This window comes from Nostoc foliaceum FACHB-393, assembly GCF_014698505.1.
GTDB lineage: Bacteria > Cyanobacteriota > Cyanobacteriia > Cyanobacteriales > Nostocaceae > Nostoc > Nostoc foliaceum_A.
This window is the reverse complement of sequence record NZ_JACJTD010000047.1, coordinates 15,445-30,368: the sequence shown is the minus strand read 5'-3', so window position 1 is coordinate 30,368 and position 14,924 is coordinate 15,445. Positions and strand designations below refer to the sequence as shown.

11 protein-coding genes are annotated in these 14,924 nt (G+C 43.9%); 3 read left to right on the top strand and 8 right to left on the bottom strand.

The window, feature by feature from the left end:
* Window positions 1–28: 28 nt before the first annotated feature.
* The 8 genes from H6G92_RS27920 to H6G92_RS27885 form a co-directional block, all read right to left on the bottom strand.
* Window positions 29–487 (bottom strand): DUF1392 domain-containing protein, encoded by a 459-nt coding sequence (locus H6G92_RS27920; RefSeq protein ID WP_190898656.1) that lies wholly within the window; start codon window positions 485–487, stop codon window positions 29–31.
* Window positions 484–882: a helix-turn-helix domain-containing protein gene (locus H6G92_RS27915; RefSeq protein WP_242059337.1), complete on the bottom strand. Its 399-nt coding sequence runs from the start codon at window positions 880–882 to the stop codon at window positions 484–486. Before H6G92_RS27915 ends, H6G92_RS27920 begins: the two co-directional genes overlap by 4 nt.
* Window positions 879–1,112 (bottom strand): hypothetical protein, encoded by a 234-nt coding sequence (locus H6G92_RS27910; protein WP_190898654.1) that lies wholly within the window; start codon window positions 1,110–1,112, stop codon window positions 879–881. Before H6G92_RS27910 ends, H6G92_RS27915 begins: the two co-directional genes overlap by 4 nt.
* A 65-nt stretch (window positions 1,113–1,177) precedes the next feature.
* Window positions 1,178–2,038 (bottom strand): hypothetical protein, encoded by an 861-nt coding sequence (locus H6G92_RS27905; RefSeq protein WP_190898652.1) that lies wholly within the window; start codon window positions 2,036–2,038, stop codon window positions 1,178–1,180.
* 112 nt (window positions 2,039–2,150) lie between these two features.
* Window positions 2,151–2,528, bottom strand: coding sequence for a hypothetical protein (locus tag H6G92_RS27900; protein WP_190898693.1), 378 nt, complete (start codon window positions 2,526–2,528; stop codon window positions 2,151–2,153).
* 25 nt (window positions 2,529–2,553) lie between these two features.
* The gene (locus H6G92_RS27895; protein ID WP_190898650.1) at window positions 2,554–2,754 is read right to left on the bottom strand and encodes a hypothetical protein; all 201 of its coding nucleotides are present in this window, start codon (window positions 2,752–2,754) and stop codon (window positions 2,554–2,556) included.
* Complete coding sequence (locus H6G92_RS27890) at window positions 2,747–3,073, bottom strand: hypothetical protein (RefSeq protein WP_190898648.1); 327 nt, start codon at window positions 3,071–3,073, stop codon at window positions 2,747–2,749. Before H6G92_RS27890 ends, H6G92_RS27895 begins: the two co-directional genes overlap by 8 nt.
* A gap of 108 nt (window positions 3,074–3,181) precedes the next feature.
* Window positions 3,182–4,096: a hypothetical protein gene (locus tag H6G92_RS27885; RefSeq protein ID WP_190898687.1), complete on the bottom strand. Its 915-nt coding sequence runs from the start codon at window positions 4,094–4,096 to the stop codon at window positions 3,182–3,184.
* A 191-nt stretch (window positions 4,097–4,287) separates the two neighbouring features.
* On the opposite strand from H6G92_RS27885, the gene H6G92_RS27880 reads away from it, so the two are divergent.
* From H6G92_RS27880 to H6G92_RS27870, 3 genes are all read left to right on the top strand, one after another.
* Entirely contained in the window at window positions 4,288–4,497 is a 210-nt protein-coding gene (locus H6G92_RS27880) for a helix-turn-helix transcriptional regulator (RefSeq protein ID WP_306422112.1), read from the top strand.
* A 251-nt stretch (window positions 4,498–4,748) separates the two neighbouring features.
* The gene (locus H6G92_RS27875; RefSeq protein WP_242059336.1) at window positions 4,749–5,630 is read left to right on the top strand and encodes a hypothetical protein; all 882 of its coding nucleotides are present in this window, start codon (window positions 4,749–4,751) and stop codon (window positions 5,628–5,630) included.
* Between the two features lie 1,702 nt (window positions 5,631–7,332).
* Complete coding sequence (locus H6G92_RS27870) at window positions 7,333–14,874, top strand: SpvB/TcaC N-terminal domain-containing protein (RefSeq protein WP_190898646.1); 7,542 nt, start codon at window positions 7,333–7,335, stop codon at window positions 14,872–14,874.
* Window positions 14,875–14,924: the final 50 nt, after the last annotated feature.

Here is a 14,924-nt window from a genome sequence, read left to right as displayed (position 1 = left end):
GTTCGACTCCTAAGTAAATTTCAAGACTTTAAACATTTACCCGCACCAAACTTTTTTCACCAAGCAGGGAGAAGCGATTCGATATAGTTGGTGTCTTAATTAACGTTGGTGACATCAATTCAACGAGGTAAAACCAAGAATTATGCACCAGCGCAATCCCCAAAATCAGCCGTTGTTTTGTTCCCTTGTCGTGAGAACAGAGGATTACTCTTTCGCCCAAAACGAAAGCAGGTTTTTGCACGTTGATGGCTTCTAATTCTCCAGTCCCGATGATTTGGTTTTGTGTGGCGTGGCGGATTTCTTTTCCGCAATCAATTGAATAAATCCAACATTCGTGCTTCCATTGCATACCGCAGCAGTAACCAAATGTTCTTGTTGTGCGGAGAAAAACTCTCTCCAGTAAATTAACTGCAATAGGTGGAATTGTTCCACGCCAAGGTGGAGAGAGATACCAGCTTGTTTGAAGTGCGTTAATGTGGTCAATCATGCTTGTCTCCCTAATAGGTAATTAATCGCTTCAACATCAAGAGCAGCAATACGTTTTTTAATGGATTGTGGGGGATTGTCAAAAAACTGTTTTAAATCCCATTTCCGAATTTGGTAATGTCTAGCAGAGCGTCTTGTGGCTTTGAGCCATCCTCTTTTTACCCACCTTGTGACAGTTGAGAAATTCAATTGAAGAACTTGAGCAATTTCTTTGCAAGAGTAGTTATCAAGAGTGGGACGGGCTGAATAACCTAAGTTATTTAACTTCAGGTAAATTGCAACAGGTGTGCGTTGATATCCTCGTCTTTTTAGGATTGAAGCTATTTGCTTGACTGTATAGACTTCAGCTTTCGCCTCAATAATTGCGAGTTCTTCATCAGTCCATTTGATACTCATCTGATTACCTCCTTCTCTGAAGAGATAGAATTGGTGTCTGCCTGTCTTTGTACAATCCGAGCAGTAATAGATTCAAAGTCAACTTGAAAGATGTTCATATCTGTGGACATTTCCCCACTGTTGTAGCGGTCTACGATGTGCTGCTTGATAGCAGATTGATTCAGCCCATCAGGGATATCGATGTGCGCTTCACTGACGATTTTTTCGACTACTGTGACGATAATTCTCATGGGTAATTCCTATTTGATTAATTGAGGATTCAGAAGTAAAAATATTCTGAATCCTGATTTGTGATTTACACTGCTCCAGCTTTTGCAGTTTGCAACTGTTGCATCCATCCATTGATTGCCGTTAATTCATCAGCACCTAAGCCAACAGCATCAACAACCTGATTTTGATATGAAGACTCAGCATGATTGGGATGGTCAGACTTGCCTGCTGCCCAAGCTAAACACATGGTTTTGATTAGTTCATTAATCTGGTTAATATCAAGTAGACTTGGGCGGTCAACATCCTGAAATTGCAACCACTCTTTGACTAAATCAAGCGGATAATCAAGCAAAGTGCGAATATTTTTAACTCGCAAATCTTGAGGATGTACTGGTTGAGGTACTACGCTAAGTTTTGGTGTGGATGGAATAGTTGAGGATGGAATAGTTGAGGATAGAATAGTTGAGGATGTGCCACCTAAGCGGGATTGAATGTCACGAATGATAGTTGCCCAATCCAAATCTCTACTCCATTCTCTGTAAATCTTGGTTTTGCTTGCAGCATCGTAAAGATTACAAAAAACCGTGTTCTCGTCGCCAGCAGTAGCAACGATAATCAGTGGTTTGGAGAAATGTTGGACTAATGAGGCAGCTAAAAGGAAGCTTTTAGCAAAATTGGTTTCAATGCCAGTTCTCACTACATAAAGTTCATCGGCACTGACAACAATATCGAGTTTGAGATTGTCCTTGCCTTTGAATTCTTTGGTGGTCAATCGCAGTTCTGATAAGTACCCAGTTAATGCTCTTTGGGTCACAGGGATTTTCTTATCCTGGCTGATATTAAACTTGTACCAAACGAATGATTCACCGTCTACTTCCCCCTGATTGACAAATAAATAGATGGGTTCGGGAGGGTTGCATAAACCTAGTTTGATTTCAGTAACCATATTTTGTTGGGATGTGTGATAATTGGTGGTTTGTAACGTAAACTTTCAGTGCTTTACGATTGCTTGAAGAAAAGCTGATATTCAAGCAATCGCTTTTTTTCTAAATAGAAAGTTATTGATTCCGCTCTAACTCCCATTGCAGATAAGTCAAAGCAGTTTGAGCATCGGCAATGTTTAAATCTGGCTGATACCCTGCTGACAAGAGTTGTTTGTAATCTGGGTGTGTAGCAATCTGGGATATCAGATTTTGGGCTTGCTCAAGTAATTGGCAGAGATGCGGATTAAACATTTCAATACCGAGCCTTGAACATAAATCCTCAGCTTTCACACCGAATGTTCCTGGCTCAATCTCGGTTTCTAACTCTTCAAGCAGAGATTGGAAATTCGGGTGTTCATCGTTAATTTCAACCTCAAATAAATCTGCGCTCTTTGTAACGACGCTTGCCCAATCTGGCAGAGTAGCTGAAATGGTTTTCGCGTAAAGTTTCATGATTTTTTCCTCTGGAATTAATAACTTAAAAATCCTTGGCAATCTCCAACAAAAAGCCGCGTCCCGTGTTCTGTACTTGCACCAGTTCTCTATCTAGTAGTGTTTGAATTACTGAATTTGAAACTTTGCATTGGAGAGAGTGTAGAGGAACACAACCACCACAAAGTTGAAGTAAACGCAGCAAATGATTGGCTCTACGGTCAAAACTGTTTGTAGAATTAGCCATTGTTTGCACCCTTAGTTAATACGGTTAACTGTCGGTTGAGAATGCTTATCTGCTGTTGATAAAAGTCAATCTCTGCGGTAATTTGCTGGAATAATTCTTCTGGCGTGAGCGGTTGGATTTGATCCTCTTTCAAGTACGATATTTCATCAGAATTCTTGTTAGGCATCAGTACATAGCGCCAACCATCATCAAATTGTTCAGCTAACTCTGTACCAGAGGGATAGTAATAAAGTCCCAAAATGATGCCCTGTTGTGTACGCTGTTCTAAGGGAAAGCGAGGGTAGCCCCAGTGTTGGGGAATGGATATTGTGGGTTGCATATTTGTAATGAGTGAATGATTAGGGGAAGGGGGAAAGGGCAATATCAATTCGCAATTTCCAATTCGCAAGTCGCAATTAAACTGCGAATTGCGAATTGGGAATTGGAATTACGCTGCTACCAGTTCCAAGTACGGCTCATATTCCCGTAACCATTCCCAGTCCTGGGAGGTCAGTTCGTCAACAGGGCGGTCTAACAACTGCTCACAGTTAGCCACTTCTGCATTTAGCAACTGCTGTAATTCGTCAGTAGTCAGCTGTTGCAATGGGCGATGCTGCAAGTATTCAGGAATGGGTTCAGTTGCAAATGAAGTATCTGCCATCGACAGCGATCGCACTGCATCATAGACTGAGTTAGAATACTGCTGTTGACCTGAAGAATCCTGGATTACCCACCAGTTACCGTTAGTGCATCCGACTTGACCCAATTTGCGTAGTTTGCCGTCTTCAGTATCGTGGGTATAAATCCCATCATCGAGAATTTCAAACCCATAATTCTGGCACTCGTTGAAGATATGCGCCATGATTTGGTTTTCGGTCGTGGGGGGTGTTGCAAGTTGTTCCTGCACAGGTAATGAGCCGTCTTTATAGTGAGTGCAGATGAAGCGATCGCAACGCATTAGAGTGTTGGCACGGAATACTTCTTTATCGTTGACCATTACTACCCAGCGTTGCGTTAAGTGGTTGTCGTCATTGCTGATGCTGGCTACCAGTTTGTCATCAGCGTAATATTCGTGATGGTCAAACGAGATTTCGACTATTCTGAGGGGTTCGGGAGCTACAACTTGGGCTTGGTCAGCGATGTAGTTGTCGAGTTCGGCTTGGGCGAGGGCTTGGTTGTCGGAGGTAGCAGGGGTGAGTTTCTGAACCTTGCTTGCCTGATAGTTAACAATGGCGGAAATCCAGGCATCCTTACAACGTTTATCGCTTACTTCGACTGTGCAGCCGATTTCGCTGTAGATTTCCTTGAGACGGGCAATCGATTTCAAGTGCAGCTGTTGTTGGCTGTAGATTTGGTATGTCATGATTGATGAGCCTTTAAATTTAGGGCAAGAGAAGCGCTTGAGATTGCGAGTCCAGGGCGCTTCTCTAATATTGTCATTATCTGCTAACCCGTTAGCGCTTGTCAATAGCACAACGAAATATTTTAACTGAGTTTACTAACTAGATAAGTTAATGAGATATAATACACTCTTGGTAAACTTAGGTAATGAATATGAAGCAGCTAAGAGAAAGAAAAGGACTAAGAACAGTAGATGTTGCTAGCCGTGTAGGCATAGCAGAATCTACCGTTCGTAACTGGGAGTATGGAAAAACTATTCCAAAACTACGAATTGATCAGTTCAGCGAACTCATGAAACTGTACGAGTGCAGTTTTGATGAACTGATGACGGCAGTAAAGGAATCAGCTAATGCTCTCGAATGAAATAAACCTTTTAAGTGTTACTTTTTTGCTTCTCTTGAAGGGATGATCGCTTCTGTCATCTTAAGTATTTATTACGTTGCAATGAACTTCAAGCTACCATTCCTTGCATTTGGCGCTCGGTAAATCCGTTTCCCAGTATGGATTAGCCATAACTGCTGATAGTTACGGAATATGTATTAAGCAAGATTAGCTCAACTGAGTTGCAACTTAATGTCGATTTGCTTCATAGAGTGGAAACGGCGTTAATCAATATGTCAAACGAGGAAGATCCGGTTTCAGCAGACATAACTGTTACCTCTGTCGAAGTTCCAGAGTTGACAGAGGAAGAACAGCGCGATCGCCTTCACCTAGAGCGGCGTGTGGAAAGAGCGTTTTTTGAGGCGGGTAAGGCACTGGCAGAATTGCGCGATCGCCGGCTGTACCGTTCGACGCATTCAACCTTTGAAGAGTATTGCAAGGACAGGTTTGGGTTTGAGCGTCGTCATCCTTACAGATTAATTGAAGCTGCTGGAGTTGTAGATAATTTGATCAAAATGTGTCCAAATTGGACACAAAATGAAATTGAAGATGATCCTGCTACAGTCCACTCCGATCAGCTACAAATCTTACCTACCAGCGAAGGACAAGTTCGGCCCATGACCAAACTGGAACCCCAAGAACAGCAAGAAGTATGGCTAAGAGCAGTAGAACTTGCTGGCGGGAAAGTGCCCACTGGTAGGATCGTGAAAGACGTTGTGCAAAAAATAATGGAGAGAACCAAAGTACCAAACACCTACCAGTTAGGTGAAGTGTGCCAAATTCTTGCTAAGGACAATCCCGAACTGAGAGGCAAAGGTGGCTGTTGGGGTATCGTTAACCATGTGGGCGAATTCATCTGCACTGTAAAACTCTGGGATGGTGTGTACACCATTGCTTTACAACACCTGAAATCTTACAACTACCTGCCTGCGGAATGTCAGCAGGTTCGGGAAATTAGCGATCGCATTAATCGAGTGTATTCCGATTCACTGGAGGAAACAGTCAAAAGTCTGTTGCAGTTGTTGGGGAAGGTGAATCGACCCTATCTTACTGCGGTGGAAGAGAAATTGTTGAGTGTTTTGGAGTCTGAATATGGCAGAGAGATAACACCCTAAACAATTTTGGCAAATTGGCATCCAATGGCTTTGGGTTGCAGTTTCAATGGAGTTAGCAACACAACGGGACAGTGAAGAAGTTGTACGAGGGAAAAGATAAAACTTCCTGCTTCTTGACATCCAGCTATGCCAGTTGTTTAGTTGAGTGCTGTAGAACCCCTCTACATGATTTATACAGCGCTCAACAGAGTTCAGTTCCCACTCTACAACTGGCTAGAAATGAACAAAACTCAATAGAATTTCAGAAGATGTAGATAATTGGCATTTCTCTAAGAGTGATCGCATCAGTAAGCTACGGGAAAGCGAGAATTTAGAAGAAGCTGCCCGTGCCGTGCTGAAGCATCTAAGGGAAGCGAAGCGACCATATTTAACTGAGTTTGAGGAAGAACTTTTGAATTTCATAGAGAAAAAATATTCATTGCAAGGATGACTAACGCCCGCACAGGATTGCACTAAAGAATTCACCAGATGCGGGTATGGCTGGGTTAGTGAGCAACTATTAGCACGACAGAGACAGATTGCAGTACTGACGAATGTGCTGATGCTGCTGTAAGGCTACAGGGACGCTTGCGGAGTTTAGGGTGATGTAAGTTTACTTCCCAACATTAATTAAACTACTTACTTTCCACTCTTCAATAATAGCCAAGATAAGCTGTAGCGCTTATGGAGTATACCTTAAAGGTTTATAAGTGTGCCATTCAACTCAGAAGAACTATCTTAAGCCTTTAGTTTTGCGACTGGTGGAGCCGTGTGAACAACACTAGAACCTTGCATAAGCTTTTAAGAACTTTTGGATATTTGAAGATATAAATATCGGGTTTTGGTAAAAGACCATTATTGGTGTGGGGATTTTGACAATTAAAATGCTTACAGAGGAAAATATTAAAAATAAAAATAATAAGAACTGTAAACTATATTTCTTTTTTATAGAAGATAAAGAGTTGTTTGTAAACGCTAGGATCAAGGCTAAATAAAGACACAGCAAATATTTAGTTAAAAAATTTAGATTTACTTAATTTTTACTACTATTATAAATCTACTGATACTGCTAATATCCACTTTAAGGATTAAGAAAAACTACTTAGAATATTGGAAACATCATTGATGTTGCCAATGATTAGCATAAACTTGCCCATTTCCTCTGGCAATATTTTTACTAGAAAAATCAAGTTAAGTTTGAGACGTAAATGATGCAAAATCATGTTTTACGAGTATTTTTAATTAAATTTACAATTCGTAGTATTTGGCAAAATATTTCGATATTTATCTTAATAAATAATTTAATCGCAAATTTAATTATTTAGTTTTGTAAATATTTGCATAATATACAAAAGATAATCTGTCTAGTTTTATAGAGATGCAAAATAATTTGTTTACATCTATCTACATAGCTCTGATTAAAAAGAACGGTTTATAAATAAAAGCTAGATATAGTTATTTCACAATTTACTTGCATATTTTTGATTTAGACGGAAGTCAATACCCCTTTATTAATCTCTAGATCCCTGTTCACCTGCTACTAAAATACACAAATTAGATTTTGAACAACTTATAGAAATTAAATTTAGAGGAACTACTTTCCTCTCACTGACTTTCTTCTTTTGAACTGAAAAGATTTACAATTTTAATAAAAAAACTCATTGTTATTAATTATTCATTGATTGAACATAGTTAGTTTCAGTAATCACAAATTAATACACGTATGCTTGAAGACTCAAACAAGAATAGTAATAATCAAGTAGACCAAACAGATAAAAGCTATTTTTCCTTACCACCTGCGATATCGCTACCAAAGGGGGGAGGTGCGATCAAAGGTATGGGGGAGAAGTTTGCGGCTAATCCCGTGACTGGAACTGGCTCAGTGAGTGTGCCTATTAGTACTACTCCAGGTCGTTCTGGTTTTACTCCACAGCTTTCTCTCTCTTATGATTCGGGAGCAGGCAATGGGGTGTTCGGATTAGGCTGGAATTTGTCACTATCTGAAATTACACGTAAGACAGACAAAGGTTTACCCCGATACTGGGATGATGAAGAATCGGATATTTTTATTCTTTCTGGTGCAGAAGATTTAGTGCCTGTACTTGAATTAGATGGCACACTTGATGAAACTTTACGAGATGGATACCGCATTCGCAAGTACCGTCCTCGGATTGAAGGATTGTTCGCCCGAATTGAACGCTGGACAAACCTGGAGGGAGAGACTCATTGGCGTTCCATCTCTAAAGACAACATTACGATAATTTATGGCAGAACTGCCGAAAGCCGCATTTTTGACCCTAATGAACCAACGCATGTTTTTAGTTGGCTAATCTGCGAGAGTTACGACGATAAAGGCAATGTCATCCTCTACAAATACAACGCAGAGAATTCTGAGGGTGTGGATATAGCTCAAGCTCACGAGCGCAACCGTACCTCAGAAAGCCGTTCAGCTAACCGCTACCTGAAGCGAATTAAATACGGGAATCTGGTTTCTCGATTGATGCAGCCTGACCTCGCGGAGACAGATTGGCTGTTTGAAGTGGTGTTTGATTATGGAGACCATCATCCAACTGATCCTAAACCGAATGACCCCGGAGTGTGGTCGGTTCGTAATGACTCATTCTCCTCTTATAGGGCTGGTTTTGAAATTCGCACTTATCGCCTCTGCCAACGGGTGTTAATGTTTCATCACTTTCAAGATGAGGCAAATGTTGGGCGAGATTGTTTGGTGCGATCGCTAGACTTTACCTATTCTTACGAACAAAACCCTACTAATGTCCCCAATCCTATATATTCATTATTACTTTCAGTAAAGCAGACGGGCTACAAGCGAAATTCTGAAAGCGGCTATATACAGAAATCTTTGCCCCCTCTGGAATTTAGTTACAGTGAAGCTAATGTTGACGAGACAGTACGTGAAGTTGAGCCTGCCAGTTTAGAAAATTTACCCCAAGGTTTGGATGGAACTCGGTATCAGTGGGTGGATCTAGATGGAGAAGGGTTGTCAGGAATTTTGACGGAACAGGGGAATGGGTGGTTTTACAAGCGTAATCTCAGCCCGATTAACACTGTTAAAACTGATGGTTCTGAACATATAGAGGCGCGTTTTGCTCCGGTTGAATTGGTTGCCAGCAAACCTGCGATCGCTCTAAGTAATGGCGCACAGTTTCTTGACCTAGCTGGTGATGGTCAACTTGATGTGGTAGCTTTACGTAGTCCAACTCCTGGTTTTTATGAACGTACTTACGACGAAAATTGGGAATCATTTATTGCCTTTAAGTCTTTGCCCAACCTGGATTGGGATAACCCGAACTTAAAGTTTATTGACTTAGATGGTGATGGACACAGCGATATTCTGATTACAGAAGATGATTGTTTTGTTTGGTATCCATCTCTAGCTGAAGATGGGTTTGGAGCGGCAAAACGAGTACATCAACCTTGGGATGAAGAACAAGGGCCTCGTGTTGTGTTTGCCGACAGTACCCAGTCAATTCACTTGGCGGATATGTCGGGGGATGGACTGACGGATATTGTACGGATTCGTAATGGAGAAGTCTGTTACTGGCCTAATCTAGGCTATGGACGGTTTGGGGCGAAGGTGACGATGGATAATGCCCCTTGGTTCGATGCACCGGATATCTTTAATCAACGCCGAATTGTGTTGGCAGATATTGATGGCTCTGGGACAACAGATATTTTGTACTTGAGTGGCGAAGGCGTTCAGGTTTATTTCAATCAGTCAGGCAACGGTTGGGCAGCGAAGCGCACATTGAGACATTTCCCAGCGATTGATAATGTGGCTTCAGTGACGATAATCGACCTATTGGGGAATGGAACTGCTTGCTTGGTGTGGTCTTCTCCCCTGCCCAGTAATGGTCGTCGTGTCATGCGCTACATCGATTTAATGGGTGGGCAAAAGCCACATTTGTTGCTCAAAACGGTGAACAACTTAGGTGCAGAGACCGTTGTGCAGTATGCGCCTTCTACTAAATTTTATTTGCAAGATAAGTTAGCGGGTAAACCTTGGATTACCAAGTTGCCCTTTCCGGTTCATGTGGTAGAAAAGGTCACGGTTTTCGATAAATGGCGACAGACCCGTTTTACTTCTACCTACAGCTACCACCACGGGTATTTTGACGGTGTAGAACGAGAATTCCGAGGATTTGGGCGGGTCGAACAAACTGATATCGAAGATTTTGGGACTTTTACGGCTGGAAATACTGCAAGTCCCTACGTCAGCGATGACCAGACGCTGTACCAACCTCCAGTTAAGACCATTACCTGGTTTCATACAGGGGCGTTTTTAGATCGCGATCGCATCCTTTCGCAGTTTGCCGACGAATATTTCCCCGGCTGGTTTGAGGCACTCAATCCCGATGAGACAAATGTCTTGGGGGACTTTCAAGAGAACATCCTGTTGGAACCCGACCTCATCAGCGAAGGACTCAGTGCGGAGGAGTGGCGGGAAGCATTGCGGGCTTGCAAGGGAATAATGTTGCGGCAGGAGGTGTATGAACTAGAGGTAGATGCTCTGAAGCAAGGTGAAGAACGAAAAGTCAAGCTATTTTCAACTGCTTTTCACAACTGCCACATTCAGCGTCTCCAACCTCGCGGTATCAATCGCCATGCAGTCTTTCTAGTAACTGAAAGCGAGGCAATTACCTATCACTACGAACTGGATTTACAACCAGCTTCTCTACAACCCGATCCGCGTATTGCTCACACGCTGAATTTACGAATCGATGAGTACGGTAATGTGCTGGAATCGGTAGCTGTAGTCTATCCTCGCATCACACAGCAGGAGGATGAAACACTGCCAGAGGGAGCAGAAAGTTTGATTGCCCAGGTACAGCAGGAGCGCCATCTGGTCTACACGGAAAATCACTTTACTAACGATGCAATTGCAGATGACCACTACCGCCTACGCCTACCCTGCGAGGTTAAAACCTATGAACTAACGGGCATTGCACCCGCTGAGGGTTTTTACTATACCCTAGAAGAGCTGCGGCAAAGCGATATCGCCAATACTATTCCAGAAATTCCTTACCATATTGTCCCCGATCGCACGACTCCCCAGAAGCGGTTAGTGGAGCTGGTACGGATGCTTTATTTCAGCGATGACCTACAAACATCTTTATCCTGGGGAGAACTGAACCACCTGGGCATGGCCTACGAAACTTACAAGCTGGCACTAACGAATGAATTACTGAATGCTGTCTTCAAACCGGAACACCTGACACCGGAAGTACGTGGCAATCTGGACAACGCTGACTTAAGTGGCTATCTAAGTGGAGCAACCCTAGCAGAACGCTTTCCGGATATGGACACCAGTGGTCAGTATTGGATTCGTTCTGGCATTGCTGGCTTTGCATCTGATGCTGCGGATCGTTTCTATCTGCCAGAACGCTACACCAATCCCTTTGGGCAAACTACAACACTGGTCTACGACTCACGAGATATCTACATTGAGTCAAGCACTGACCCCATTGGCAATACAACCCAAGTTACTCAGTTTGACTTTCGGGTGCTGGCTCCAACCGAAATGCGGGACATCAACGGCAATCTTTCACGGGTTTATTTTGATGTGCTGGGCTTGCCAACGGCAATGGCAGTCATGGGTAAAGGAGAGGAAGGAGACAGCCTAAGTTCATTTAATGATACGTTGGCGAATCCCGCCCCGACAGAACTGAATGCTTTTTTCGTAGAGAATGCCTACGACGAGAGCCAAGCCCGAATCTGGCTAGAGAGTGCGACAGCCAGATATGTGTATTACTTCGGTGAACAACAGAATGCTGATGACACAACGACTTGGGGTGAGCATCCTGCCTGTGCCTGTAGCATTATGCGCGAACGGCATAGAGACGAGGATAGTCCGCTTCAGGTTACGTTTGAATATTCAGACGGTATGGGGACTGTGTTGGTGAATAAAATCCAGGCAGAACCGGAGACTGAGGACGGCTCATTACGCTGGATTGCCAGTGGCAAGACAATTCTGAACAACAAAAGTAAGCCTGTTAAACAGTACGAACCCTATTTCAGCCAGAACGAACTTGGAGAACCGGATCATCGGTTTGAGGAACCCCAGGAAGTGGGAGTCACAGCGATTCTTTACTATGATGCAGCCGGACGGCAGGTTCGCACAGAGATGCCAGATGGCACTTACAGTCGGGTCGAGTTTTCCCCCTGGTTCATGGCAACCTACGATGGGAATGATACCGTGCTGGAACCGAACAATAGCTGGCATACTCGCTATTCCAGTGGTACGCCTGAGGAAAAACGGGCTGCTGGTCTTGCTGAAATTCATGCCAATACTCCAGCGGTGACTCATCTCGATAGTTTGGGTCGGGAGGTGGTGGCGATCGCTCACAATAAGTGGCGGCAAAATGATGTCATCACTGAAGCCAAATATCTGACCTACACCAAACTCGACATAGAAGGCAAACCCCTGTGGATTCAGGATGCGCGGGGGAATCGAGTGATGGAGTATATCAACCTCCCTGGTGCAGAAACGGACTTTGTTCCCTGCTATGACATTGCTGGAAATCTACTTTTTCAGCACAGCATGGATGCGGGCGATCGCTGGGTGCTGATGGATGCGACGGGACAACCGTTCTATGCCTGGGATGAGAACGAACGGGTGATGGAAGAGGGTTCTCCCGTGCTGGAACGTCGTCGTTTTCACACAGTTTATGATGCCTTGCGTCGTCCCGTAGAACAGCAGTTGCAAGTTGAGGATGGCTCTCCCCAGGTGATTGAACGGTTTATTTATGGGGAAGGGGAACCGGACGATCTGAATCGTAACCTACGGGGACAGGTTTACCAGCATTATGACTCCAGTGGGCTAATAACGAATCAGCGGTTTGACTTCAAAGGTAACTTGCTGGAAGTCACGCGCCAAGTGGTTACCGACTACAAAGCGCCCGTAATTGACTGGTCAGAGGGTTCCCCTACCAAGAGTCTGGAATCGCAGGTGTTTACTACCAATACAGAATACGATGCCCTGAACCGTCCCACTTTGTTAACCACTTCAGACCAGAGCGTGACACGCCCAGTGTACAACGAAGCGAATCTACTGGAGCAAATGTACGTGCGGTTGCGGGGTGCAGCAACAGAAACGGTCTTTGTGCAGAACATTGACTATGACGCGAAGGGTCAGCGGACTTTAATTGAGTATGGCAATGGGGTACGAACAGCCTATACCTATGACCCAAAAACCTTTCGACTGGTGCGGTTGCTAACCACTCGCATATCAGATAATGCCCGTCTACAGGATTTGCAATACACCTACGATCCGGTGGGAAATATTACCGAGATTCGGGATGATGCCCAACAGACAATTTTCTTCAATAATGCTGTGGTGTCACCCAGCACGCGATATGAGTACGATGCTCTCTATCGTCTCATGCGGGCGGAGGGACGCGAACACGCTGGACAACTGGCGGATACGCAGCCAGATCATCAGGATGTCCCAGTGATGCCGCTACCTCATGCCAATGACGGTCAGGCGATGCGGAACTACACGGAACGCTACGAATACGACGGCGTGGGGAATATCCTGGCAATGATTCACGCCGCAACTAATGGCAACTGGACACGCCGTTACCAATATGCAGAGGACAGCAATCGCTTGTTGGCAACCAGCCGACCTGGTGATGGGGATGGTGAGTTTTCAGCCGCCTACACCTACGATACCCACGGCAATATGACAACAATGCCTCATTTGCCGTTGATGCAGTGGGACGATCGCGATCGGTTAAAAGCGACCAGTCGGCAGGTAGTCAATGAGGGGACACCAGAAACGACCTATTACGTTTATGACGGCAGTGGTCAACGGGTGCGGAAGGTAACGGAACGCCAAGCAGCAGTAGGAGAAACCCCAACTCGTAAGAATGAGCGAATTTATCTGAGTGGATTTGAAATTTACCGAGAGTATGGTGGCGATATTGGTACGGTGAAGCTGGAGCGAGAAACACTTCATGTAATGGATGATCGGCAACCAATTGCTTTCGTAGAAACGAAAACCGTTGACCCTGAGAACATCAGTGAAACTCTCTTATTAGCTCCAATGATTCGATATCAGTTTGGTAATCATTTAGGTTCGGTCAGTTTAGAATTAGATGCGGATGGAGCAGTGCTTTCCTATGAGGAATATCATCCCTATGGTACAACAGCATATCAGGCTGGGCGCGCTATAGCTGAAGTGAGTTTGAAACGGTATCGTTATACCGGGAAAGAGCGAGATGAAGAGACGGGATTGTATTATCACAGAAAAAGATATTACGCATCATGGTTGGGTAGATGGACATTGGCAGACCCAATTGGGTTACAAGATGGGCTTAACCTTTATCTCTATGTTCATGGGAATCCAATCCAGTACGTTGATGACAAAGGGACGTTTGCTGCGCCACCCAAGGAACAAAGAAATAATGCGAAAAACTTTGGTGAGATGGAACCAGAGACGGTATCTCCTTCAACAGATCCACCCAAGATCTCTGGCATTGAATTGGAGAAGCGCCTTCTCTTGGATGACTTTAGTCCAGCCAACCCATACCGTATTGATGACATAACACAAGGTTCTTTATCAGACCAAGAGTTTGAATTCAAAAAGCAAGTTTATAGAGAGGCTGTGAAGCAAAGTGAAGCCCTCGGAATTAGATTTGTCTCGGGAGTAGATGCTCAGTTTCTTTCTGAAGTTAAGAAAGGTGTCTTTGTTCAATCTGATGTGCTTGCCGCTGGGGAGGCTATGTTAGCACAGGCAAACTTGGAACTTGGAGAAAACTTCTCATTTGAAAAACTTCTCTCATCACCAGAGTCAAGCTACAGGACAGCAGATCAGCAGTTCGATGCATGGAATAAAAGCTTTGATTCTAAACTCAAAGCCTTCCTCAAGAAAGGTGGAACTTTAACCCAAGAGGGAGCAGCTAATCTGGCTAAGGAAATTAGACCCAAGTATGCTACTCCAGGCTACAGCAAACATCAGCGTGCCCTCGCGCTTGACTTTAAAAAATCAATTTTTGGTAGTTCATCACTCCGAAAGTGGATGGAAAAGGATGATGGAGAAAAGGCACGAAAGTTTGGATTTGTACAATTACCAGGAGAATACTGGCATTGGAATTATATTGAAGCAGAAAAGTTGCCTGGAGAGCGCCCTTTGCGGCAGCAATCGGCATCTCAGCAGAAAAAGCAGGAACCGTCGCTAACTCCCACACAACAAGTAAATCCACGAACCTATACTGGACCCTTAGCTGTGCCTTGGTCGTTTTGAATACTTCATGATTGATAATCTTGTTTCCGTAGCAAGTATGAGGTGGTTGG